Annotated in this window: 18 protein-coding genes; 12 read left to right on the top strand and 6 right to left on the bottom strand. The window is 70.9% G+C overall.

Annotation, left to right across the window (positions count from 1 at the left end):
- Nucleotides 1-2 precede the first annotated feature (2 nt).
- The 3 genes from SK224_RS14000 to SK224_RS14010 form a co-directional block, all read right to left on the bottom strand.
- Nucleotides 3-1,010 carry an ATP-dependent DNA ligase gene (locus SK224_RS14000; protein ID WP_320435645.1) on the bottom strand — a complete coding sequence of 336 codons (1,008 nt, stop codon included), beginning with the start codon at nt 1,008-1,010 and terminating at the stop codon, nt 3-5.
- A gap of 32 nt (nt 1,011-1,042) precedes the next feature.
- The gene (locus SK224_RS14005; RefSeq protein ID WP_320435275.1) at nt 1,043-2,218 is read right to left on the bottom strand and encodes an AI-2E family transporter; all 1,176 of its coding nucleotides are present in this window, start codon (nt 2,216-2,218) and stop codon (nt 1,043-1,045) included.
- Between the two features lie 71 nt (nt 2,219-2,289).
- Nucleotides 2,290-3,513: an acyl-CoA dehydrogenase family protein gene (locus SK224_RS14010; RefSeq protein WP_320435276.1), complete on the bottom strand. Its 1,224-nt coding sequence runs from the start codon at nt 3,511-3,513 to the stop codon at nt 2,290-2,292.
- A 94-nt stretch (nt 3,514-3,607) separates the two neighbouring features.
- Between SK224_RS14010 and SK224_RS14015 the strand changes: the two genes are divergently transcribed.
- On the top strand, nt 3,608-4,756 hold the full coding sequence (locus SK224_RS14015; RefSeq protein ID WP_320435277.1) for a pyridoxal phosphate-dependent aminotransferase: 1,149 nt from the start codon (nt 3,608-3,610) through the stop codon (nt 4,754-4,756).
- Nucleotides 4,757-4,887: 131 nt separating this feature from the next.
- Here SK224_RS14015 and SK224_RS14020 read toward each other — a convergent pair whose 3' ends face one another.
- Nucleotides 4,888-5,556 (bottom strand): helix-turn-helix domain-containing protein, encoded by a 669-nt coding sequence (locus SK224_RS14020; RefSeq protein WP_320435278.1) that lies wholly within the window; start codon nt 5,554-5,556, stop codon nt 4,888-4,890.
- 100 nt (nt 5,557-5,656) lie between these two features.
- Here SK224_RS14020 and SK224_RS14025 point away from each other — a divergent pair, with 100 nt between their 5' ends.
- The 4 genes from SK224_RS14025 to SK224_RS14040 all read left to right on the top strand — a co-directional run bounded on the left by SK224_RS14025 (nt 5,657) and on the right by SK224_RS14040 (nt 9,907).
- A complete protein-coding gene (locus tag SK224_RS14025; RefSeq protein ID WP_320435279.1) occupies nt 5,657-7,186 on the top strand; it encodes an FAD-dependent oxidoreductase in 1,530 nt (509 codons plus the stop codon).
- A 100-nt stretch (nt 7,187-7,286) separates the two neighbouring features.
- On the top strand, nt 7,287-8,453 hold the full coding sequence (gene sucC / locus SK224_RS14030; RefSeq protein ID WP_320435280.1) for an ADP-forming succinate--CoA ligase subunit beta: 1,167 nt from the start codon (nt 7,287-7,289) through the stop codon (nt 8,451-8,453).
- A gap of 27 nt (nt 8,454-8,480) precedes the next feature.
- Nucleotides 8,481-9,383: a succinate--CoA ligase subunit alpha gene (gene sucD, locus SK224_RS14035; protein ID WP_320435281.1), complete on the top strand. Its 903-nt coding sequence runs from the start codon at nt 8,481-8,483 to the stop codon at nt 9,381-9,383.
- Between the two features lie 83 nt (nt 9,384-9,466).
- On the top strand, nt 9,467-9,907 hold the full coding sequence (locus SK224_RS14040) for a nitroreductase family deazaflavin-dependent oxidoreductase (protein WP_320435282.1): 441 nt from the start codon (nt 9,467-9,469) through the stop codon (nt 9,905-9,907).
- Between the two features lie 95 nt (nt 9,908-10,002).
- Here the strand turns inward: SK224_RS14040 and SK224_RS14045 are convergent, their stop codons facing one another.
- On the bottom strand, nt 10,003-11,451 hold the full coding sequence (locus tag SK224_RS14045; protein ID WP_320435283.1) for an NCS2 family permease: 1,449 nt from the start codon (nt 11,449-11,451) through the stop codon (nt 10,003-10,005).
- 111 nt (nt 11,452-11,562) lie between these two features.
- On the opposite strand from SK224_RS14045, the gene SK224_RS14050 reads away from it, so the two are divergent.
- From SK224_RS14050 to purH, 3 genes are read left to right on the top strand one after another with little or no spacing between them, the layout of a single operon-like run.
- Nucleotides 11,563-12,879 carry a DUF6350 family protein gene (locus SK224_RS14050; RefSeq protein WP_320435284.1) on the top strand — a complete coding sequence of 439 codons (1,317 nt, stop codon included), beginning with the start codon at nt 11,563-11,565 and terminating at the stop codon, nt 12,877-12,879.
- Nucleotides 12,880-12,888: 9 nt separating this feature from the next.
- The gene (gene purN, locus SK224_RS14055; protein WP_320435285.1) at nt 12,889-13,479 is read left to right on the top strand and encodes a phosphoribosylglycinamide formyltransferase; all 591 of its coding nucleotides are present in this window, start codon (nt 12,889-12,891) and stop codon (nt 13,477-13,479) included.
- A gap of 32 nt (nt 13,480-13,511) precedes the next feature.
- Nucleotides 13,512-15,119 carry a bifunctional phosphoribosylaminoimidazolecarboxamide formyltransferase/IMP cyclohydrolase gene (gene purH / locus SK224_RS14060; RefSeq protein WP_234073492.1) on the top strand — a complete coding sequence of 536 codons (1,608 nt, stop codon included), beginning with the start codon at nt 13,512-13,514 and terminating at the stop codon, nt 15,117-15,119.
- A 90-nt stretch (nt 15,120-15,209) separates the two neighbouring features.
- Here the strand turns inward: purH and SK224_RS14065 are convergent, their stop codons facing one another.
- A complete protein-coding gene (locus tag SK224_RS14065; RefSeq protein WP_320435286.1) occupies nt 15,210-16,634 on the bottom strand; it encodes an NAD(P)/FAD-dependent oxidoreductase in 1,425 nt (474 codons plus the stop codon).
- A gap of 249 nt (nt 16,635-16,883) precedes the next feature.
- Here SK224_RS14065 and SK224_RS14070 point away from each other — a divergent pair, with 249 nt between their 5' ends.
- From SK224_RS14070 to SK224_RS14085, 4 genes are all read left to right on the top strand, one after another.
- Entirely contained in the window at nt 16,884-18,374 is a 1,491-nt protein-coding gene (locus SK224_RS14070; protein ID WP_320435646.1) for an AlkA N-terminal domain-containing protein, read from the top strand.
- Nucleotides 18,371-18,862 (top strand): methylated-DNA--[protein]-cysteine S-methyltransferase, encoded by a 492-nt coding sequence (locus SK224_RS14075; RefSeq protein WP_320435287.1) that lies wholly within the window; start codon nt 18,371-18,373, stop codon nt 18,860-18,862. Before SK224_RS14070 ends, SK224_RS14075 begins: the two co-directional genes overlap by 4 nt.
- 293 nt (nt 18,863-19,155) lie before the next feature.
- Complete coding sequence (locus SK224_RS14080; RefSeq protein ID WP_320435288.1) at nt 19,156-20,964, top strand: ABC transporter ATP-binding protein; 1,809 nt, start codon at nt 19,156-19,158, stop codon at nt 20,962-20,964.
- Nucleotides 20,961-22,772 carry an ABC transporter ATP-binding protein gene (locus tag SK224_RS14085; RefSeq protein ID WP_320435289.1) on the top strand — a complete coding sequence of 604 codons (1,812 nt, stop codon included), beginning with the start codon at nt 20,961-20,963 and terminating at the stop codon, nt 22,770-22,772. The genes SK224_RS14080 and SK224_RS14085 overlap by 4 nt, the downstream gene beginning before the upstream one ends.
- Nucleotides 22,773-22,806: the final 34 nt, after the last annotated feature.

Below are 22,806 nucleotides of genomic sequence, written 5' to 3' on the forward strand. Positions count from 1 at the left end.
CGTCAGTCCAGCACGTCGCCGAGGTCGTAGGCCGAGACCTGCTCCAGTTGTGAGAAGGTGCAGGATGACGCCTCGCGGTCGGGACGCCAGCGCTCGAACTGCGCGGTGTGACGAAACCGCATCCCCTCGAGCTGGTCGTAGCGCACCTCGAGCACCCGCTCGGGACGCAGCCGCACGAACGACACGTCCTTGGATGCGGCGAATCGCGACCGCTCGGTCGCGCCCGTCACCGCCTCGCCCGTCTCGTCGCGCTCCACCAGCGGCGCCAGCTCGTCGACGAGCTCGCGGCGCCGCGCGTCGGTGAACGCCGACACGCCGCCCACGTTGCGCAGGCGTCCCTCTCGGTCGTAGAGCCCCACCAGCAGCGAGCCCACGCCGACGCCGCTCTTGTGCACGCGGTAGCCGAGTGCGACGACGTCGGCGGTGCGGGCGTGCTTGATCTTCAGCATCGTGCGCTTGTTCGGCTGGTAGGCGTCGTCGAGGCGCTTGGCGACGACGCCGTCCAGACCCGCGCCCTCGAACTCCGCGAGCCAGCGCCGCGCGGTCGCGGGATCGTCGGTCGTGCGGGTCAGGTGCACGGGAGGCTCGACACCCGCCAACAGGCTCTCGAGCTCGGCGCGACGCGCAGCGAACGGCACGTCGCGCAGGTCACGGTCGCCGCGAGCCAGCAGGTCGAAGGCGATGAGCAGGGCGGGCGTCTCGTCGGCCAACTTCGTGACGCGGGATGCGGCGGGGTGGATGCGCTGGCTCAGTGCCTCCCAGTCCAGCCGCTGCGCGCCCGCAGGTCCGGTCGGGATCACGATCTCGCCGTCGAGGAGGCACGGCTCGGGCAGCACCCGCGGAAGTGCCTCGACCAGTTCGGGGAAGTACCGGGTGAGCGGCTTCGCGCCCCGCGATCCCAGCTCCACGCTGTCCCCGTCCCACGCGGCGAGCACCCGGAAGCCGTCCCACTTGGGCTCGAAGCTCCAGCCGGCCGCATCCGGAACGTCCTTGACCGCTTTGGCGAGCATGGGAGCGGGGATCTCGTACCGCACGGCGCGCCTCAGGCCCTCGCGTCGCCCGCCGCGAGCCGCTGCTCGCGCTTCTTGGGTCTCGCCCATTTCGCCGGGCTATCGGGACCGTTCCAGACCTGGATGATCCCCCAGACGACCGCGGTCAGCGGGACGGCGAGCAGGGTGCCGAGGATGCCGCCGATCGCCGTGCCGCCGGCGAGCACGACCAGCACGACGAACGAGTGCAGCTTCATCGACCTGCCCATGAGTACCGGCTGCAGGAAATTGCCCTCGAGCTGGTTGACGGCGACCACGACACCCACGACGATCAACGCGATGACCGGTCCGTTGGCCACGAGCGCCACCAGGGCGGCCAGCGCACCGGCTGTCACGGCGCCGACGATCGGGATGAAGGCGAGCAGGAACACCAGGACCGCGAGCGGGATGGCGAGGGGCACCTGCAGGATGAGCAGGCCGATCAGGATGCCCACGGCATCGACGAAAGCGACCGCCGCCGTGCCGCGCACGTACGAGCCGAGCACCTGCACCGACTTGTCGCCGATGCGGCGCGCGCGCACGTAGGACGTGCCGTGGAACGGGCGCAGCAGGAACTCCCACATCCGCGGGCCGTCCTTCAGGAAGAAGAAGAGGATCACGACCATCAGGACCAGTCCCGTGACGAAGCTCGCGACGGCGCTGACGCCCGCGAGGGCACCGCTGCCGAACTGCGCACTCGTCACGAAGTCGCCGAGCTGCCCCATCCACTCATCGATCTGCGCCGACGTCGGGGCGAACGGCAGCGTGTTGACCCAGTCGAGCAGCTGCTGGAAGCCGCCCTGCGCCTGCGACGAGAGGTCGTCCCACTGGTCGCGGACCGCCCACACGATGATCCATCCGAGTCCGGTGAGCAGCACGACGACGGTGAGCAGCGTCAGGAGGGTCGCCAGGATCGAGGGCACGCCCCTGTGCCGCATCCAGGTCATGACCGGCGCGAAGGCCGAGGCGAAGATGAGGGCGAGGATGAGGGGGATGACGACGACCGTGACCTGGCGGATGCCCCAGATGGCTCCGGCCAGGATGGCGACGATCACGATGATCTGCAGCCCGCGGATCGCGAGGCGCCCGAACGCATCTCCCCAGAGGCTCCAGGGAGCCCGGTGTGCGGTGAGCTCGACCTCGCGGGAGGTGAGCGTCACCTCCTGCGGTGCGCGGCGGAACAGTCCCATGCGACGACCGTATCGGCCGCATCCGACCGGCGTCTGCGTCTTGACGCGCGGATGCCGGGGCGACAGTGCACTCAGACGAAGCCGCCGGTGCCCGTGATGTCGCGCCCGATCAGCAGGGCCTGCACGCTCTCGGTGCCCTCGTAGGTGTGGATGGCCTCGATGTCGGCCATGTGCTGGATCACGCGGTTCTCGAGCAGGATGCCGTTGCCGCCCATGAGGTCGCGAGCGGTCTGGGCGATGCGGCGCGCGGCGCGGGTGTTGTGGTACTTCGCGAGGGAGGCCTGTGTCGGTCGCAGTGCGCCCGCGGTCTCGAGATCCGCCATGCGTCGGCAGTAGAGCTGCATCGCCGTCAGCTCGTCGAGCATCTGCGTGAGCCGCTCCTGCACCATCTGGAACTTCATGAGGGGCTTGCCGAACTGCACGCGCTGCTGCGCGTACGAGAGTGCGGCCTCGTAACAGGCCGTGGCGTGCCCGAGCGCCGACCACGCCACGCCGGAGCGGGTGGAGTACAGCACCGTCGATGCGTCCTTGAAGCTGCGGGCACCGGGCAGCACCGCATCCGCCGGCAGACGCACGTCATCGAGCGCGATGTGCGCCTGATGGATGCCGCGCAGCGACGCCTTGCCGGCGATCACCGTGCCCGTGTAGCCCGGAGTCTCCTGCGGGACCAGGAAGCAGCGCACGGCGCCGTGCTCGGCGGCTTCGGCATCGTCCACCCGCGCCCAGACGAACGTGATGCCGCCGGATGCCCCGTTGCCGATCCACTTCTTGGCGCCGCGCAGGACCCATCCGTCGCCGTCGCGGCGGGCGACGGTCTCGAGCGAGACGGAGTCCGATCCGTGGTCGGGCTCCGTGAGCGCGAAGGAGCCCAGCACCTCGCCCCGAGCGAGCGGCTCGAGCCACCGCTCCTGCTGAGCGGCGGAGCCGAAGAGGGCGAGGGTGCGCAGGGCGAGGCCGCCCTGCACCGCGATGACCGTGCCGAGCGATCCGTCTCCCCGCGACACCTCCATGTTGACCAGGCCCGCGGCCAGCGGCGAGAAGCGCGTGAGAGAGGGGTGCTCGATGCCGTCGTTGTACAGATCGAGCTCGCCCAGGCGGGTGACGAGATCCAGCGGGTAGGAGCTGTCGTCCCAGGCGGACACCATCCGGTCGCCGACCTCGTCGACGTAACCCTTCGCGCGGTCCCAGACGGCGCGGTCGGCGGCGGGGATGTCGGCGAACACGGCGTAGTAGTCGGTGTCCAGCCGCGTGGTCACGTCGTAGGCGGCGGCGGTGTCGCCCGGCAGAGAGGTCATGCGCACACGATAGCCGCGTGGCACGCTGTGTCGCTAATTCTGGGACTCAGTCCCACCGTCTGGGTGCGCTGCCGTGACGCGTTAGCCTGAGCGGGTGCCGGCCCTCAGCGACCACCTGCGATCCGTTCCCCCCAGCGGCATCCGTCGCATCTTCGAGATCGCGCTCACCCTGGACGACGTCACCATGCTCGCGGTCGGCGAGCCCGATGTGCCCGTGGCAGCGCACATCATCGAGGCGGCCACGCGCGCCTGGGAGGCGGACGAGACCGACTACGTGGCCAATGCCGGCATCCCGGCGCTGCGTCAGGCGTTCGCCGAGCGCTTCACCGCGAACCACGGTGCCGCTCTGTCGCCGGAGCGGGTCTGGGTCACCGTGGGCGGCACGCAGGCGCTGCACCAGGCGATGGGACTGGTTCTCGGGCCGGGCGACGAGGTGCTCGTGCCCGACCCCGGATATACGACCTTCTCGATGAGTCCGCGGATGCTGAGCGCGGTACCGGTGCCGTACGCGTTGCGTCCGGAGGTCGACTTCCTGCCCGAGCTCGACCGCATCGAGGCGCTCATCACCCCGCGGACGCGGGCGATCGTGGTGAACTCGCCGTCGAACCCGCTCGGCACGGTCATCGACGGCGAGCTCGCGGAGGGGATCCTCGAGCTCGCGCGTCGTCGCGACCTGTGGATCATCAGCGACGAGGTGTACGCGGAACTCACGTGGGGAAACCCCCACGTGAGCCTGACCGCGCTCGACGCGCTGAGCGACGAGCCCCGGGTGCTGGGCGTGTTCTCGCTCTCGAAGTCGTACGCGATGACGGGGGTGCGCGTCGGCTTCCTCATCACCCCGCTCGGCATGGATCAGATCCTCCGCACGGTGCAGGAAGCCATGATCGCGTGTGTTGCCGTGCCCGATCAGCGCGCAGGCGTGGCGGCGCTCAGCGGCGACCAGAGCAACATCGCCCTCGCCCGCGCCCACTATCGCCAGAACCTGGATGCGGCGACCGCGCTGCTCGACGAGCGGGGCATCGCCTACCGGGTGCCCGACGGCGCGTTCTACCTGTGGATCGATCTCCGCCACGCGACCGGCGGCGACGTCGGGGCGTGGGCGGAGGAGTTCCTGCGCACCGAGCGCGTCGCTCTCGCGCCCGGATCCGCCTTCGGTGCTTCGGGCGAGGGATGGGTGCGCGTGTGCGCGGCCGCCTCGCGCGGCGACCTGCTTCACGGGCTGTCGCTGCTGCCCGCGCCCTGAGTCGCGCTCGGCTCACGCCGTATGCCGTGACACGTGCACGGCGGATGCGGGGTGGGATGCCGCATCCGACACGTCATGGGACTCCTGCACCACGGACCGTGCAGACGTCGCGCCGCGGCGCGGGCGGAAGTTCAGCGCAGGTCGTCGCGGAGGCGGCGGGCGACCTCCGCGGCCGGCATGCGGCGGGGGAAGACGGCCACGACGACGTCGTCGGCGGCGGCCGCGGGCCGCTCGCCGACCCCGAACTTGTCGAGGCAGTCGTCGAGGGCTCGGCGCAGCGCCGATGCGGGGACCTTCTTGGGTCCGCGCAGGAGCCGGCGGAGCACGTGGTTGTGCACGGCGGTGACGAGGGCCGCGAAGCTCACTGCGTCGAGAGGGTCGAGGCCGGGAAGCGCCGTGCGCAGGTACTCGTCGAAGAGCCGCTCGTACCGGAAGACGGTGACGATCTCGCGGTCGCGCAGCGCCGGCACATCGCGCACCACCGTGTAGCGGCGGCGAGCGAGCTCGGGGTCCGCCGCGAAGTGACGGTAGACCTGCATCGAGGCCTCGCAGACCGCCTCCCACGGATTCTCGTGCGGCCGGGCCAGATACATGCGCAGCTTGTCGAGCAGGAGCTCGTGATCGGCGAAGACGACATCGTCCTTCCCGCCGAACTGGCGGAAGAAGGTGGAGCGCGAGATGCCGGCGGCCTGGGCGATCTGGTCCACCGAGGTCGCCTCGAAACCCTGCCGCGCGAACAGGTCGAGGGCCGCGGCGACGACATCGTCACGCGCGGCTGAGGGGGAAGCTGTCTCACTCATCTGCGGAGCAAGCCTAGACCTGCTCCCGCGTCCGCCCGTCGACTCCGACGCCGTGTCAAGCCCCGCGGACATTCGCCGTCGGACGCGTTGACTGCGCCGCATGGACCCCCTCTGGAAGCAGCACGCTCGCACCGTTCCCACGACGCCGTTCGTCCCGGGCGAGCACGAGATCGTCGTGGTGGGAGCGGGTATCACCGGGCTCGCGACGGCGCTGCTGCTCGCCGAGTCGGGGCACGAGGTCGTGGTGCTCGAGGCGCGCGAGGTCGCCGGTCTCGCGACGGGCGCGAACACCGGGAAGGTGTCGCTGCTGCAGGGGACGCAGTTGTCCACGCTGCGCGCCCATCACTCGCCCTCTCTCGTGCGCGCGTACGTGCAGGCGAACCTCGACGGGCAGCTCTGGCTGCGAGCGTTCGCGGATCGTGCGGGCCTGCCGTACGAGGTGCGCACCGCCTTCACGTACGCACAGCACGACGCCGGTCGCTCCCGCGTGCGCGAGGAGTTCGAGGCCGCCCGGGAGGCCGGTTTGCCGGTGCGGTGGGGCGCGGCGGACGAACTCGCCCTGCCGTTCCCCGCCCGCTCCGCCGTCGCGTTGGACGGCCAGCTGGGGATGGACCCGGATGCGGCCGCGCACGCCCTCGCGCTCGCGTTCCTCGCTGCGGGTGGCACGCTGCACACCGGGGTGCGGGCGACGGGGGTCTCCACCTCCGGGAGGCCGACGGTGCACACGGCCCGAGGCGACATGACAGCCGAGAACATCGTGCTGGCGACGGGCGCCGCGGTGCTCGATCGCGGGCTGTACTTCGCCAAGGTCTCGGCGATGCGCTCGTATGCCGTGGCCTTCGCCGTGCCGGAGGAGGTGGCCCTCCCCGAGGGCATGTTCCTCTCCGCGGACGCCCCGAGCAGATCGGTACGCACAGTGTCCGAGCGCGATGGTCGGTGGGAGCAGACGCGGCTGATCGTCGGCGGCGGCGGCCACCCGGTCGGGCGCGCCGCATCCGAACGCGCCCGCGTCGCGGAGCTGATCGCCTGGACCCGGCGCCACGTGCCGGAGGCGGTGCCGACCCACCGCTGGTCGGCACAGGACTACACCTCCCACAACCTGATCCCCTTCGCCGGAGTCATGCCCCGCACCGGCGGCCGGGTGCGCTTCGCCACGGGTTACGCGAAGTGGGGCCTCACCAACGGCCCCGCGGCCGCTCTGCGGATCGCCGCGGAGATCGAGGGCCTCGGCGAGAGCGAGCGTGCCGACTGGATGCGCCGGCTCGGCACCCGCATCACCGTGCCGGCGGATCTCGCCAAGGGCGCGGCAGAGAATGCCAAGGTCGGCGGACAAGCGGTCCAGGGCTGGATCGGAGCGCTGGGGCATCCGCCCCGCGTCCCCTCGGAGGGCAAGGGCGTCGTCGGTGCGGATGCGGGACGCCCTGTCGGTGTTTCGAGGGTCGACGGCGAGATCCGCGCCGTATCCGCGGTCTGTCCGCATCTGGGAGGAGTGCTGAGCTGGAACGACGCGGAGTGCACGTGGGACTGCCCGCTGCACGCCTCACGCTTCGCGCCCGACGGGCGCCGGATCGAGGGTCCCGCACTGTCGGATCTGCGGCGCGTGCGCCCGCCTTCGTCTGCACAGGCATGAACGGAGCACTCCCGCACGGGGAGTAGGCTGGGGGACTGGTCGATATCTCGACGTCGAGACGTTTTGCGTCACCCTCCCTCGGACCAGCGAAGGAAGCCCAGTGGATCTGTACGAGTACCAGGCACGAGACCTTTTCGAGAAGTACGAGGTGCCGGTGCTCGCCGGCATCGTCGCGGACACCCCCGAGGAGGTGAAGGCGGCAGCCGAGAAGCTCGGCGGCGTCGTGGTGGTCAAGGCGCAGGTCAAGACGGGCGGCCGCGGCAAGGCGGGCGGCGTCAAGGTCGCGAAGACCCCCGACGAGGCGTACGAGGCGGCCAAGGCCATCCTCGGCCTCGACATCAAGGGCCACGTCGTCAAGCGCGTCATGGTCGCCGCGGGCGCATCCATCGAGAAGGAGTTCTACTTCTCGGTCCTGCTCGACCGGTCCAACCGTTCCTACCTGTCGCTGGCCAGCGTCGAGGGCGGCATGGAGATCGAGCAGCTCGCCGTCGAGAAGCCCGAGGCTCTCGCGCGCATCGACGTCAACGCACTCACCGGCATCGACCAGACCAAGGCCCTCGAGATCGCCCGCGCGGCGAACTTCCCCGAGGAGCTCGTCGAGAAGGTCGCCGACGTCTTCGTCAAGCTCTACGCGGTCTACACCGGCGAGGGTGCGACCCTCGTCGAGGTGAACCCCCTCATCCTCGACGGAGGCGGCAACATCATCGCCCTCGACGGCAAGGTCACCCTCGACGACAATGCGACCGAGGTGCGTCACCCCGAGCACGAAGAGCTCGAGGACAAGGATGCGGCAGACCCGCTGGAGGCCAAGGCCAAGGCTGCCGGTCTCAACTACGTCAAGCTCGACGGTCAGGTGGGCATCATCGGCAACGGAGCGGGCCTGGTCATGTCCACGCTCGACGTCGTCGCCTATGCCGGCGAGAACCACGGGGGCGTGAAGCCCGCGAACTTCCTCGACATCGGCGGCGGCGCCTCCGCCACCGTCATGGCGGCGGGCCTGGACGTCATCCTCGGCGACCCGCAGGTCAAGAGCGTCTTCGTCAACGTCTTCGGTGGCATCACCTCATGCGTCGCCGTGGCGGAGGGCATCGTCAAGGCGCTCGAGATCCTGGGCGACACCGCGACCAAGCCGCTCGTCGTGCGCCTGGACGGCAACCAGGTCGAAGAGGGCCGCGCGATCCTCGCCGCGGCGAACAACCCGCTCGTGACCCTCGCCGCAGGCATGGACGAGGGTGCCGACAAGGCCGCCGAGCTGGCCGCCGCCTGATCGCCCGCATCGGATAAGGACACAGACATGTCGATCTACCTCAACAAGGACTCCAAGGTCATCGTCCAGGGCATCACCGGCGGCGAGGGCACCAAGCACACCGCGTTGATGCTCAAGGCGGGCACCCAGGTCGTCGGCGGCGTCAACGCGCGCAAGGCCGGCACGACCGTCTCGCACACCGACAAGGACGGCAACCCCGTCGAGCTGCCGGTCTTCGCGAGCGTCGCCGAGGCCATCGAGGCGACGGGCGCCGACGTCTCCATCGCCTTCGTGCCGCCGGCGTTCACGAAGGACGCCATGATCGAAGCCATCGACAGCGAGATCCCGCTGCTCGTGGTCATCACCGAGGGCGTGCCGGTCGGCGACTCCGCCGAGGCCTGGGCCTACGCGATCCAGAAGGGCAACAAGACCCGCATCATCGGTCCGAACTGCCCCGGCATCATCACCCCCGGTGAGTCGCTCGTGGGTATCACGCCCGCCAACATCACCGGCAAGGGCCCGATCGGTCTCGTGTCGAAGTCGGGCACGCTGACCTACCAGATGATGTTCGAGCTGCGCGACCTGGGCTTCTCGACCGCCATCGGCATCGGCGGCGACCCGATCATCGGCACGACGCACATCGACGCCCTCGAGGCGTTCGAAGCCGACCCCGAGACCAAGGCGATCGTGATGATCGGCGAGATCGGCGGCGACGCCGAAGAGCGTGCGGCCGACTACATCCGCGCGAACGTGACGAAGCCGGTCGTCGGCTACGTCGCCGGTTTCACCGCGCCCGAGGGCAAGACGATGGGCCACGCCGGCGCCATCGTCTCGGGCTCCGCGGGAACCGCGCAGGCCAAGAAGGAAGCGCTGGAGGCCGCGGGGGTGAAGGTCGGCAAGACGCCGTCCGAGACCGCCGCGCTCATGCGCGAGATCATCCAGGGCCTGTAGGACAACCTCGCGAAGGGCGGATGCGGGCGGCCGGGGCTCCCGCATCCGCCCTTCGTCGTATCTTGCCGCAGTAGCCTGGACGCATGCCGCTGACAGGGGAGTACAAGCCGAGCACGTCCGAGTGGGCCCGGTCGCAAGCCGAGCTCTACGAAGCCACCAACGGAGCCGAGGGCGGTGAGCTGCGCGGGGTGCCGATCATCGTGCTGACCACGGTCGGCGCCAAGAGCGGCGGCCTGCGCAAGACCGCTCTCATGCGTGTCGAGCACGACGGGGACTACCTCGTCGTGGCCTCCAAGGGCGGGGCGCCCGAGGAACCCGCCTGGGGCAACAACATCCGCAAGCATCCGCACGTCGAGCTGCAAGACGGCGCCGTCAAGCGCGACTACACCGCGCGCGAGCTCGAGGGCGACGAACGCCGGCTGTGGTGGGAGCGCGCGGTGGCCGTATGGCCCGACTACGCCGTCTACCAGACCAAGACCGACCGTCAGATCGCGATCTTCGTGCTGGAGCCGCGCGAGGCCTGAGCGCCCGCACACACGCGAACGAGCATCCGTCCGTCGAGCGAGCACGGCATTGCGTGCGCGCCGGATGAACGGATGCTCGTTCGGCGAGCGGTGGATCAGCCGCCGAGGGCCGCCTCGATCGGACCGCGCACGAAGAACACGACGAAGCCGGCCGCGACGATCCACAGCAGCGGGCTGATGCGCCGCGTATGGCCCGACAGCGAGCGGATGACGACCCAGCTGACGAAGCCCGCGCCGATGCCGTTGGCGATCGAGTATGTGAGCGGCATGACCGTGATCGTCAGGAACACCGGGATCAGCACCGAGACGTCGGTGAGATCGACGTGGCGGATCTGGCTCATCATCAGCGCGCCGACGGCGACCAGGGCGGCCGAGGCGACTTCGCTCGGCACGATGGTGGTCAAGGGCGTCACGAACATGGCCAGCAGGAAGAGCCCACCGGTCACGAGGTTCGCGAGGCCCGTGCGAGCGCCCTCGCCGATGCCCGTGCCGGACTCGATGAACACCGTGTTGGACGACGAGGAGGTCAGTCCGCCCGCGACGGCGCCGATGCCCTCGACCACGAGCGCGGAGCGCAGGCGCGGGAAGTTGCCTCGCTCATCGGCGAGGTTCGCTTCGCGCGAGAGGCCCGTCATCGTGCCCATCGCGTCGAAGAAGTTCGTGAACAACAGCGTGAACACGAGCATCGCGGCCGCGAGCACTCCGATGCGGTCGAAGGCGCCGAAGCTGACCTGACCCACGAGGCTCAGGTCGGGCAGGCTGAAGATGGATGCCGGGATCTCCGGCACGCTGAGTCCCCATCCGCCGGCATTGCCGTCGGCGCGCGCGCCGAGGTGCCAGATCGCCTCGACGATGACCGCGACGACGGTGCCGCCCGCGAGGCCGATGAGGATCGCGCCCTTGACCTTGCGGGCGAGAAGGATCGCGATGGTCACGAGCGTCAGGACGAACAGGAGCGTCGGGACGGTGGCGATCGAGCCGTTCACGCCGAGACCCACGGGAGGCGACGCGAGGCCCGTGCTCTGTACGAGTCCGCCGTCGACGAAGCCGATGAAGGCGATGAACAGACCGATGCCTACCGTGATGGCGGTCTTCAGCGCCATCGGCACGGCATCGAAGATGAGCCGTCGCAGGCCGGTCACGGCCAGCAGCACGATGAGCAGGCCGTTGATGAGCACCAGGCCCATGGCTTCGGGCCAGGTGACCTCGCCCACCACGCTGACGGCGAGGAACGAGTTGATGCCGAGGCCCGCCGCGAACGCGAACGGCAGCCGGGCGATCAGCCCGAAGAGGATGGTCATGGCGCCGGCGGTGAGCGCGGTGGTCGCGGCGACCTGGGCGAAGCCGAGGGCGTTGCCGGCCACATCCGTTCCGCCGGACAGGATGATCGGGTTCAGCAGGACGATGTAGGCCATCGCCACGAAGGTGACGACGCCGCCGCGGATCTCGCCGCCGACCGAGGCGCCGCGCGCCGTGATGCCGAAGAAGCGGTCGAGACGGCCGGGGGAGGAGGACGAGACACTGGTGGTACGGGGGTGGTGCACCCGACGAGAGTAGTCGGATGCGGCCCGCTGCGCGACGTGGGGGAGCCGTGGCAGATGCGGGCGGCGTGGGGAACGGCCGTGCAGAGGTCCGCTGGGTAGGGTCAGGAGGCCATGCAACGCGTCCTCGTCCTTCTCCTCTCCGCCCTCGACGCCCTCGTGGCGGCGGCCGTCGGCCTCGCCGTCGCAGGCGCCCCGCTGACGGTGTTCTGGTTCGTCGCGTTCGGCTCAGGGGATCTCTCCGCGATCTGGCAGAGCGCTGCGACCATCTGGCAGTTCGGGCACTCGGTTCCCGTCGCGATCACACTCCCCGACGTCTACGTCGCCGAGTTGGGCGTCGATCCCACCCTCGCGAGCTTCACGCTCTCGCTCGCCCCGCTGGCCTTCGCCGCGTTCACTCTCCTCTTCGGGGGGCGCTCCGGAGCGCGCGCCGGGCGCGCCGGGGCGCCGTGGAGCGGCGCACTCACGGGAACGCTCGTGTTCGCCGCGCTCGCGGCCGGCATCGCCGTCACCTCGCAGGCGCCGTTGGCAGGCACCGATCTGTGGCGCGCCATCTGCTATCCCACCGCCTACTACGCCGCCGGTGTGCTCGCGGGCGCTCTCCACCGTGCCTGGGTCGACGGTGACGACGGACCCGTCGACGCCGTCCGGGCCCGGCTCGATCGCGCCCGAGGCGCCTGGCCCGAGGTACCCGAGCTCGCGGTGCGGGGCGGCGTGATCGCCGTGACGGGGCTGGTCGCCGTGGGCGCAGCCGTGCTCGGGGTCGGCCTCATCGTGCGAGCTCCGAACATCGTCGCGCTCTCGCAGGCGGGCAACCTGGATGCGGGCGGCGCCGCGGTCCTCGCGCTCGCCCAACTGCTGTACCTGCCGACTCTGCTGGTCTGGGCGCTGTCGTTCGTCGCAGGTCCCGGCGTCGGGCTCGGCGCGGGCAGCGTCGTCTCGCCCGCGGGCACGCAGCTCGGCGTCCTGCCGGGCGTTCCCATCCTGGGTGTGCTGCCGGAGGGGGCGAGCAGCTGGTACCTGCTGTTCGCCCTGCTCCCGATCGCGGTCGGAGCCGTCGCGGGGTGGGCGACCCGATCCCGCCTCAGCCCGCGCGGCTCGACGGCGGATGCGGAGAGCACCGGCATCCTCGTGACGCTGACGCTGTCCATCGCCGCCCTGGCCGGGCTCGCCACGGCCCTGATGGCGGTCCTGGCCAGCGGCAGCATGGGGCCCGGCCGGCTGTCGGCCGTCGGGCCGGACGCTGTCGCGGTGGGTGTGGCCGTCGGCGTCGAGGTGGGGCTGGGTGCGGCGATCCTGCTGCTCTCGCCGCGTCGGCGCAGCGACGGGGCCGCCGCGATCGCGTCCGAGTCGGGCGTGTTCGCGCGTCTGACGGGTGCGCGCGGAGGCGCGGATGAGGGCGCCGAGCGGGCGGATGCGGCGCGCGACTAGACTGTGCGGGTGCTCAGGGTCGCCGTTCTCATCTCCGGCACCGGCTCGAATCTCCGAGCCCTGCTCGAGGCCGCGGCGGAAGCCGATTTTCCGGCCCGTGTGATCGTGGTGGGCGCCGACCGCGAAGCCTCCGGTCTCGCACACGCCGAGGAGTTCGGCATCCCGAGCTTCGTCATCCCCTGGCAGGGGGTCGACCAGCGCGAGGCCTGGGGGGAGGAGCTCGATCGGCAGTTGCGCGTCTGGCAGCCCGACCTCGTCGTGCTCTCGGGGCTCATGCGCCTGCTGCCGCCGTCGGTCGTCGCCGCATGGAGTCCGCGCCTGATCAACACACACCCCGCCTACCTGCCGGAGTTCCCCGGCGCCCACGCCGTGCGCGACGCGGTCGCAGCGGGTGTCGCCGAGACCGGAGCGAGCGTCATCGTCGTCGACGACGGCGTCGACACCGGTCCGGTCCTCGCCCAGGAGCGCATCGTGGTGCACCCGGGCGACGACGAGTCGGCGCTTCACGAACGCATCAAGCCCGTCGAACGACGTCTGCTCATCGACGTCGTGCGCCGCATCGCCACCGGCGAGCTCGACCTCGCCGCATCCGCCGTCTGACCCACCGCAACCGCCCCACCCCGAGGAGTCCCATGGCCGGGCCCAGCCACGATCCGTCCCTCTACCGCGACCGCGATGTCGTTCCCGTGCGCCGCGCGCTCGTCTCGGTCAGCGACAAAACCGACCTGCTGCGGCTGGCCGAAGCGCTTGTCGCTGCCGGCGTCGAGATCGTCTCGACCGGGTCCACCGCGCAGACCATCCGCGACGCCGGACACGACGTCGTCGACGTCTCGAGCGTGACCGGGTTCCCCGAGTCGCTCGACGGTCGCGTGAAGACTCTGCATCCGGGCGTCCACGCGGGCCTGCTCGCCGACCTCCGCCTCGCGCACCACGAGGAGCAGCTGACCGATCTCGGCATCTCCCCCTTCGAGCTCGTGGTCGTGAACCTGTACCCGTTCGTCGAGACAGTGGCATCCGGCGCATCCGGCGACGCCGTGGTGGAGCAGATCGACATCGGCGGGCCCGCGATGGTGCGCGCGTCGGCGAAGAACTACGCGAACGTGGCGATCGTCGTCTCGCCCGAGTCGTACCCTGCGATCATCGACGCGATCGCCGCCGGCGGCACCTCGCTCGCCCAGCGCAAGGAGCTCGCGGCGCGCGCGTTCGCACACACCGCGAACTACGACCGCGCGGTGGCGACCTGGTTCGCCGACGAGACCCTCGCCGAGGGCGAGCAGCTGCCCGCGCACCTGACGATCAAGGCCGAGCGGCTCGCGACGCTGCGCTACGGCGAGAACTCCCACCAGCGCGCGGCGATCTACACCCGCACCGGCGGACACGGCATCGCGCAGGCTCTGCAGCTGCAGGGCAAGGAGATGTCGTACAACAACTACGTCGACGCGGATGCGGCGCTGCGCGCCGCCTTCGACATGGTCAAGCCGGCGGTGGCGATCATCAAGCACGCCAATCCGTGCGGCATCGCCGTGTCGGCGCCCAACGCGCTCGACGAGATCGCGAGCGCGCACCTGCGGGCGCACGAGTGCGATCCCGTCTCGGCCTTCGGCGGTGTGATCGCGGCCAACCGCACGGTCACGCTGAAGATGGCGGAGAACCTGCGCGACATCTTCACCGAGGTGATCGTCGCCCCGGCCTTCGAGCCGGAGGCGCTCGAGCTGTTCCGGCTGAAGAAGAACCTGCGCGTGCTGCAGCTGCCGGCCGACTGGCAGCAGGAGCGCATGGACGTGCGCCTCGTCTCGGGCGGTCTGCTGCTCCAGGACGCCGACCGCTTCCCGGACGACATCGAGTCCGTCGCGACCGACTGGGAGCTCGTCGCCGGCGAGCGCCCGGCCGGCGAGGAGATGACGAACCTCATCTTCGCGTGGAAGGCATGCCGCGCCGTCAAGTCCAACGCGATCGTGCTGGCCAAGAACTCCGCCACCGTCGGCATCGGGATGGGCCAGGTCAACCGCGTCGACTCGTGCCGCCTGGCCGTCGAGCGGGCGGGCGACCGGGCGGTCGGCTCCGTCGCCGCATCCGATGCCTTCTTCCCGTTCTCGGACGGACCGCAGGTGCTGCTGGATGCGGGAGTCTCAGCCATCGTGCAGCCCGGCGGCTCCGTGCGCGACGACGAGACGATCGCCCTCGCCCGCGAGCGCGGCGTGACGATGTTCTTCACGGGCGAGCGCCACTTCTACCACTGAGTCCCGGCGCTTCTGCAGGAGATCACCGCCCCGCACGACGATTCCGACCGGATCGTCCTGCGGGGCGGTTGTCCACCTGCGGGAGGGGGCTCAGGCGCTCGGGCGGCCGTACCCTTCGAGCAACCGCAGCCACACCTCGCTGAGCGTCGGGTACGACGGCACGGCGTGCCAGAGGCGCGTGATCGGCACCTGGCCCACGACGGCGATCGTCGCCGAGTGGAGGAGCTCGGCCGCATCCTCGCCGACGAACGTGGCGCCGATGATCGTGCCCGCATCCTCATCGACGATGGCGCGCGCCTGACCCCGGTAGTCGTCGGCGCGGGTGGCGGCGCCGGCGATCCACGAGAGGTCATAGTCGAGGACCCGGATGCGGCGGCCCGCCGCCACCGCCGATGCCTCGGTGAACCCGATCGAGGCGACCTCCGGGTCGGTGAAGGTGACCTGGGGAACGGCCTCGTGGTCGGCCGTTGCGACGTGCGCGCCCCAAGGGGCGTCGTCGACGGCGCTGCCGGTCGCGCGGGCGGCGATGACGTCGCCCGCGGCGCGCGCCTGGTACTTGCCCTGGTGGGTGAGCAGAGCGCGATGGTTGACGTCGCCGACCCCGTACAGCCACTCGGTCCCGGTCACGAGCATCGTGTCGTCGACGGAGAGCCAGTCGCCCGGGGCCAGACCCACCGTGTCCAGCCCGAGATCCGCGGTACGCGGCACGCGTCCGGTCGCGACCAGCACCTCGGCCGCGCGGATGCGGGTGCCGTCCGAGAGCTCCAGCTCTTTCTCGTCGCCGACACGCTGCGCCGACACGACATTCGTGTGGCGGAGGATGCGCACCCCCCGCTCCTCGAGGGCGCGGCCGACGAGCTCACCCGCGAAGGGCTCGTTCGCCGCCAGCAGCGTGCCCCGCACGACGAGCGTGACCTCGGCGCCGAGATCCGCGTAGGCGGTGGCCATCTCCGCGGCGACCACGCCGCCGCCGATGATGGCGAGGGATGCGGGGACCTCCTGCGCGCTGGTCGCCTCGCGGCTTGTCCACGGCGCGATGTCGGCGAGGCCAGGGGTGTCGGGGAGGAGAGCGGCGGTGCCCGTGCAGACGGCGACGGCGTGGCGGGCGGTCAGTCGGGTGACGGCGCCGTCCGCATCCGTGACCTCGACCTGCTTGACTCCGACGAGGCGGCCGTGGCCGCGCACGAGGTCGATGCCCGCGCCCGTGAGCCACTGCACCTGCGAGGAGTCGTTCCAGTCGTGCGTGAGAGTGTCGCGGCGCCTGAGGACTCCGCCGACGTCGAGGGAGCCCGACACGGCCTGCTTCGCGCCGTCGACGTCGCGGGCCTCGCGCAGCACGGCGCCCGCGCGCAGGAGCCCCTTCGACGGCATGCACGCCCAGTATGAGCATTCACCTCCGACGAGTTCGCTTTCGACGATGACGGCGGTGAGGCCGCCCTGCACGGCACGGTCGGCGACGTTCTCGCCCACGGGGCCGGCGCCGATGACGATGAGGTCGTAGGTCTGCTCGCTCATGCTGCGACGCTACTCCGTCATGTCCGACCCGGGCCGCCGCTTGCGCTCCCGGCGCGGGTGGGGTGCGTGTTCGCGTGACCCCGCCCTCTTACGCAGGTGCGCCAGGGAATGACTGGCGCATGTGCGCAACAGTGTGGCACCAACGGGCGGGGCGGGGAGGAGGGGCGTCGACGTGCACGCTGCGGTGTCCGAAACCCGCGAGCCGGCGTCCGGGAGGCGTGACAGGCTGGGGATGTGCCCACCTCCACGATGACCTTCGACGAGCGCTACCGTGCGATCGACGCGCGAGACGCACGCTTCGACGGCCAGTTCGTCACCGCGGTGCACACGACCGGCATCTACTGCCGTCCCAGCTGCCCCGCCCGCACGCCGCGGCCTGAGAATGTCACGTTCTACCCCACGAGCGCCGCCGCCCATGAGGCGGGTTATCGCGCCTGCAAGCGCTGCCTGCCCGAGGCTGCGCCCGGCTCACCGGAGTGGGACCTCCGTGGCGACGTCGCCGGGCGCGCCATGCGCCTCATCGCCGACGGCGTCATCGAGCGCGAGGGCGTGCCTGGGCTCGCCCACCGTCTCGGTTACTCCTCGCGGCAGCTCGGCCGCATCCTCACCGCCGAGCTCGGCGCATCGCCGCTCGCGCTCGCCCGGGCGCATCGCGCGCACACGGCGCGGATGCTCCTCGTCGGAACGGACCTGGCCGCCGCGGACGTCGCCTTCTCCGCGGGTTTCGCGAGCGTGCGGCAGTTCAACGACACGGTCCGCGAGGTGTTCGGGATGACGCCGCTCGCGCTGCGCGCGCGCCGGAAGTCCGAGAATCACGCGACGCCCGGTGAGATCGATCTGCTTCTCGCGCACCGGCGACCGATCGACGACGACGGCATCTTCGCGTGGATGACGGCGCGCGCGCTCCCGGGAGTGGAGACCGTCACGGCGACGACCTTCGCGCGCACCCTGCGCCTGGCCGGCGGCTCCACCTGGTTCGAGGTGCGCCGCGACGGCGACGCGCTCCGCCTGCGCGCCCGCCTCTCGCAGCTGGCCGACCTGCCGCAGCTGGTCACGCGGGTGCGTCGGCTGTTCGATCTGGATGCCGATCCGCTCGCCGTCGATCAGGCGCTCGCAGCGCATCCCGAGCTCGCCGAGCGTGTTGCCGCGCTCCCCGGCATCCGAGTCCCCGGCGCCGCCGACCCGCACGAGATGCTCATCCGTGCGATGGTCGGCCAGCAGATCACTGTCGCCGCGGCGCGCACGGCGCTCGCCGCTCTCGCGCAGCACCTGGGGGAGCGGTTGCCCGCCCACGAAGGCACCGACCTGCTGTTTCCGACGATGGCGGCGATCGCCGAGCGCGGCGCCGAGGTGCTGCGCGGACCCGCCGCCCGCATCCGGGCCATCGTCGGCGCCGCCGCGGCCCTCGCCGACGGCTCGCTCGTGCTCGACGCCGGCGGCGACGCCCGCGAGCAGCGCGCCGCCCTGCTGGCGATGCCCGGGATCGGGCCCTGGACGGCCGACTACGTGCGGATGCGGGTCACGGGTGATCCCGACGTGTTCCTGCCCGGCGACGTCGCCGTGCGCACGGGCGCTGCCCGACTCGGGCTCCCTGCGGAGCCCCGTGCCCTCACGGCGTGGTCGGTCCGCGCCGCACCCTGGCGCAGCTACCTGACCGCACACCTCTGGGCCGCCGTCGCGGCCGTGCCCGCGCAGATCCCCCGTCCCTCCCACGTCCCGAACGAGAGCCGCATCGCATGACCGCGCACATCGCCACCATCGCCACCCCCGACGGGGCCTTCACCGCTCTCGTCGATGATCGGCAGCGCGTCCTCGCGTCCGGCTGGAGCGCGGACCACGAGGTGATCGTCGCCCGCGTGCGTGCCGCGGACCGACCCGCCGAGATCGTCGAGGGGGTGGTCGATGCCCTGGATGCGGTGACGGCCTACTACGGCGGAGATGTCCGGGCCATCGACGAGGTCGAGGTGCACCAGACGGGTACTGCCGGGCAGCTCGCCGGCTGGCGGATGCTGCGACGTATCGAGCCGGGGCAGCCTCTCACGTATGCGGAATTCGCTGCGGCACTGGGGAGTCCCCGCGCGGTGCGCGCCGCGGCATCCGTCTGCGCGCGCAACGCGCCGGCGCTGTTCGTCCCCTGCCACCGCGTGCTCCGCACCGGCGGCGGACTGGGCGGCTTCGCGTGGGGCGTCGAGGTCAAGCGCAGCCTGCTCGCCCGCGAAGCCGCCTGATCGGCACGCGGCGGGAATGCCCGCGCGGAACTGATCGTTGCACTCAGCGAACACACAGCATAAGCTGGAGGGCTGTCGCGTGCACTCGCCGCGGCATCCGTGCACTCGAGGAGGACGATATGACTCAGGCATTCGCCATTGCGGAAACCCCCGCCGTCCTCGCGGTGCCCGCGCGCTTCGCGTAGCTGCCGCCCGCCGCCTCCGCGCGGCCTTCTCCCTCTTCGGGCCGCCGCACCTGCGCGTGCGACCTCATCCTTCTGCGGCACAGCTGTCGCACGCTCTTCTCGAGGATCATGAGTTCCACACCCTCTCGTTCGTCCACCGAACCGTCCACGCTTCGCGCCCTCGCGAGGCTCCTGCCGTTCGTGCGCCCCGTGTTGCGGCCGCTCGTGCTCGGCGCCGTCAGCGCGCTCGCCGCCAGCGTCGTCGCCCTGATGATCCCGCTCGTGCTCGAGGGCGTCGTCGCGGGGCCGATCGCATCCGCGGACCCGACGCAGATCCTCTGGGGCACGCTCGCCGTCATCGGACTCGGGCTCGCCGAGGCCGCCCTCGTCTGGGGCCGGCGCTGGTTCGTGCTCGCGCCCTCGACCAGGGTCGAGTACGCCTTGCGCACCGGCTTCGCCGCGCGCCTGCAGCGGCTGCCTGTCGCCTTCCACGACCGGTGGCAGTCGGGTCAGTTGCTCAGCCGCATGATGCAGGACATCAGCCTCATCCGGCGCTGGCTCGCCTTCGGCGTCATCCTGCTCGTCGTCAACGTGCTGACGATCGCGCTGGGTTCGGTGCTGCTGTTCCAATGGCACTGGGTGCTGGGCACGATCTTCCTGCTATGTTCGGCACCCCTCTGGTACGCCGGGTACCGCTTCGAGAAGCAGTACGGGGTGCTCGCGCGCCAGAGCCAGGACCAGGCGGGCGATCTCGCGACCGCCGTCGAGGAGAGCGTGCACGGCATCCGCGTTCTGAAAGCCTTCGGGCGTGGATCCCACGCGCTGGCGAAGTTCGCGCGTCAGGCCGAGACGCTGCGCCAGACGGAGCTGCGTAAGGCCACGGCGATCGGTGTGATCTGGTTCTGGCTGGTGCTGCTGCCCGAGATCGCCTTCGCGCTGTGTCTGGCGGCGGGGATCGTCCTCGCTCAGCTCGGCCAGCTCTCGGTGGCCCAGCTGTTCGCCTTCTTCGCGATGGCGACGGTGCTGCGTTGGCCCATGGAGTCGATCGGCTTCCTGTTCTCGTTCCTTCTGGATGCGCGCACCGCCACCGACCGCGTGTTCGAGGTGTTCGACGAGCAGGTCACGATCGACGACCCTGCCACGCCGGTCTCGATCGAGAACCCGCGGGGCCGGCTCGTCTTCGAGAACGTCCACTTCCGCTATCAGGACGCACCGGACGCGCAGCGCGACCTGCTGGACGGCATCGACCTGGCCCTGGAGCCGGGCGAGACGATGGCGCTCGTCGGACTCACCGGCTCGGGCAAGACGACCCTGACCACCCTGCCGACCCGTCTCTACGACGTGACCGGCGGACGCGTGACGCTGGACGGCGTCGATGTCAGGGACCTCACCCTGGCCGAGCTGCGCACGCACATCTCGATGGCGTTCGAGGACGCGACGCTGTTCTCCTCCTCCGTGCGGGAGAACGTGCTGCTCGGGCGAGACGACCTGGATGCGGCGTCGCCGGAGGGTGAGCGCGTGCTGCGCGAAGCGCTGAACGTCGCGCAGGCCGAGTTCGTCGAGCATCTGCCCGCCGGCGTCGACACGGTCATCGGGGAGGAGGGACTGAGTCTTTCCGGAGGCCAACGCCAGCGTCTCGCCCTGGCCCGTGCCGTCGCCGCGCGGCCGTCGGTGCTCGTGCTCGACGACCCGCTGTCGGCTCTCGACGTCGACACGGAGGCGCGCGTGGAGGAGGGGCTGCGGCGGGTGCTGGCCGACACGACCGCCCTCATCGTCGCCCACCGGCCCTCGACCGTCGCCCTCGCGGATCGCGTCGCCCTGCTGGAGGACGGCCGCGTCACCGCGGTGGGCACGCACAGCGAGCTGATGCGATCCTCTGCGCACTACCGGCACGTGATCTCGAGTCTGGACGAGCAGGAGAAGGAGGAGGTGCGATGAGTACCGTCACGGGCACCAGCGGCGAAGACCGCTCCGATTACACCCGCGCCGAGAGCCGGGAGATCCGGCGCCGCTCGATGCGGCTGCTCGGCTCGCTCATCGCGCCGCTGCGCGGCAAGCTCATCCTCGCCGCGGTCGTGCTCGTCGTGTCGACGGCGTTGCGGGTGGTCGGTCCCGCGCTCATCGCATTCGGTATCGACAACGCGCTGCCGGCGGTGCTGAACGAGCTGGACTGGCTGCCCACGATCGGTGTCGTGGCCGTCTATCTCGCGTCCGGGCTGTTGGGTGCCGCCCTCATCGGGTGGTATGCGGTGGTCGCGGCACGCCTCACGCAGGCAGTCATGCTGGACCTTCGCACCCGCATCTTCCGCCACACGCAGCGGCTGAGCCTCGAGTTCCACGAGTCGTACACGTCGGGGCGCATCATCTCCCGGCAGACGAGCGACCTCGACACGATCCGGGAGCTCCTCGACGGCGGCCTCAACGAGCTCGTCTCGGGAGTGCTGTTCGGCGCTTTCACGCTCATCGCACTGCTGCTGCTGGACTGGCAGAGCGGGGTCGTGCTCATCGTCATGGGCATCCCGCTCGGCCTGCTCATGCGCTGGTTCTACCGCCGCTCGCAGATGGTCTACCGCGAGTCGCGCGTGATCAGTGCGAAGGTCATCGTGCACTTCGTGGAGACCATGACCGGCATCCGTGCGGTCAAGGCCTTCCGCAAGGAGAAGCGCGGCGACGTCGAGTTCGGCGAGCTGAGCGAGCAGTACCGCGACGTGAACATGCGCTCCATCCGGCTGTTCGGTACGTTCGAGCCCGGGCTGATGGCGATCTCGACACTGAGCCTCGGAGCGGTTCTGCTCCTGGGTGGCATCCGCGTCGCCGGCGGAGCGCTGGAGATCGGTGTGCTGCTGGCCGCCGTGCTGTACGTGCGCAACTTCTTCTCCCCGCTGCAGGAGGTGGCGATGTTCTTGAACTCCTACCAGTCGGCGGCAGCGGCACTGGAGAAGGTGTCGGGCGTCCTGGAGGAGGAGCCCACGGTTCCCGAGCCGGCGCATCCGGTCGCACTCCAGCGCCCGCGCGGGGCCATCCGTTTCGACGACGTGGCGTTCGGTTACGGCGACGGGCGCGTGGTGCTGCCCGACTTCTCGCTCGACGTGCCCGCGGGGCAGACGATCGCGCTGGTCGGCACGACGGGCGCGGGTAAGTCGACGCTGGCCAAGCTGGTCTCGCGCTTCTACGACCCGACCCGCGGTGCCGTGACGCTCGACGGCGTGGACCTGCGGACGCTCGGCTCGGCGGATCTGCGCCGAGCGATCGTCATGGTCACGCAGGAGGCGTACCTGTTCAGCGGCACGGTCGCCGACAACATCGCGCTCGGAAAGCCGGACGCGACCCTCGCCGAGGTGCGGGATGCGGCGATGGCCGTCGGTGCGCACGCGTTCATCGAGGCGCTCCCCGACGGCTACGACACCGACGTGAACAAGCGCGGCGGGCGCGTGTCGGCGGGTCAGCGTCAGCTGATCTCGTTCGCGCGCGCCTTCCTGGCGAACCCGGCGGTGCTGATCCTGGACGAGGCGACGGCCTCGCTCGACATCCCGAGCGAGCGTCAGATCCAATCGGCTCTCGGGACCCTGCTCGCGGACCGCACGGCCATCATCATCGCCCACCGCCTCTCGACGGTCGCGATCGCGGATCGCGTGCTGGTCATGGAGCACGGCCGTATCGTCGAAGACGACGCTCCCGAGGTGCTCATCGGCGGCACCGGCACGTTCGCGCGCCTGCACGCCGCCTGGCGCGACTCGCTCGTGTGACGGTTCGGGATGCGGCGACCGCCGCATCCCGAAC

Source organism: Microbacterium sp. BG28 (genome assembly GCF_034044005.1).
Lineage (GTDB): Bacteria > Actinomycetota > Actinomycetes > Actinomycetales > Microbacteriaceae > Microbacterium.

What these genes read in the sequence shown, in the direction of transcription:
- purH (WP_234073492.1), top strand. Translation starts at nt 13,512, where the DNA reads ATGGCCGGGCCCAGCCACGATCCGTCCCTCTACCGCGACCGCGATGTC.
- SK224_RS14080 (WP_320435288.1), top strand. Translation starts at nt 19,156, where the DNA reads ATGAGTTCCACACCCTCTCGTTCGTCCACCGAACCGTCCACGCTTCGC.
- SK224_RS14065 (WP_320435286.1), bottom strand. Translation starts at nt 16,634, where the DNA reads ATGAGCGAGCAGACCTACGACCTCATCGTCATCGGCGCCGGCCCCGTG.
- SK224_RS14040 (WP_320435282.1), top strand. Translation starts at nt 9,467, where the DNA reads ATGCCGCTGACAGGGGAGTACAAGCCGAGCACGTCCGAGTGGGCCCGG.
- SK224_RS14020 (WP_320435278.1), bottom strand. Translation starts at nt 5,556, where the DNA reads ATGAGTGAGACAGCTTCCCCCTCAGCCGCGCGTGACGATGTCGTCGCC.
- SK224_RS14075 (WP_320435287.1), top strand. Translation starts at nt 18,371, where the DNA reads ATGACCGCGCACATCGCCACCATCGCCACCCCCGACGGGGCCTTCACC.
- sucD (WP_320435281.1), top strand. Translation starts at nt 8,481, where the DNA reads ATGTCGATCTACCTCAACAAGGACTCCAAGGTCATCGTCCAGGGCATC.
- SK224_RS14050 (WP_320435284.1), top strand. Translation starts at nt 11,563, where the DNA reads ATGCAACGCGTCCTCGTCCTTCTCCTCTCCGCCCTCGACGCCCTCGTG.
- SK224_RS14000 (WP_320435645.1), bottom strand. Translation starts at nt 1,010, where the DNA reads ATGCTCGCCAAAGCGGTCAAGGACGTTCCGGATGCGGCCGGCTGGAGC.
- SK224_RS14025 (WP_320435279.1), top strand. Translation starts at nt 5,657, where the DNA reads ATGGACCCCCTCTGGAAGCAGCACGCTCGCACCGTTCCCACGACGCCG.
- SK224_RS14070 (WP_320435646.1), top strand. Translation starts at nt 16,884, where the DNA reads ATGACCTTCGACGAGCGCTACCGTGCGATCGACGCGCGAGACGCACGC.
- SK224_RS14010 (WP_320435276.1), bottom strand. Translation starts at nt 3,513, where the DNA reads ATGACCTCTCTGCCGGGCGACACCGCCGCCGCCTACGACGTGACCACG.
- SK224_RS14085 (WP_320435289.1), top strand. Translation starts at nt 20,961, where the DNA reads ATGAGTACCGTCACGGGCACCAGCGGCGAAGACCGCTCCGATTACACC.
- SK224_RS14005 (WP_320435275.1), bottom strand. Translation starts at nt 2,218, where the DNA reads ATGGGACTGTTCCGCCGCGCACCGCAGGAGGTGACGCTCACCTCCCGC.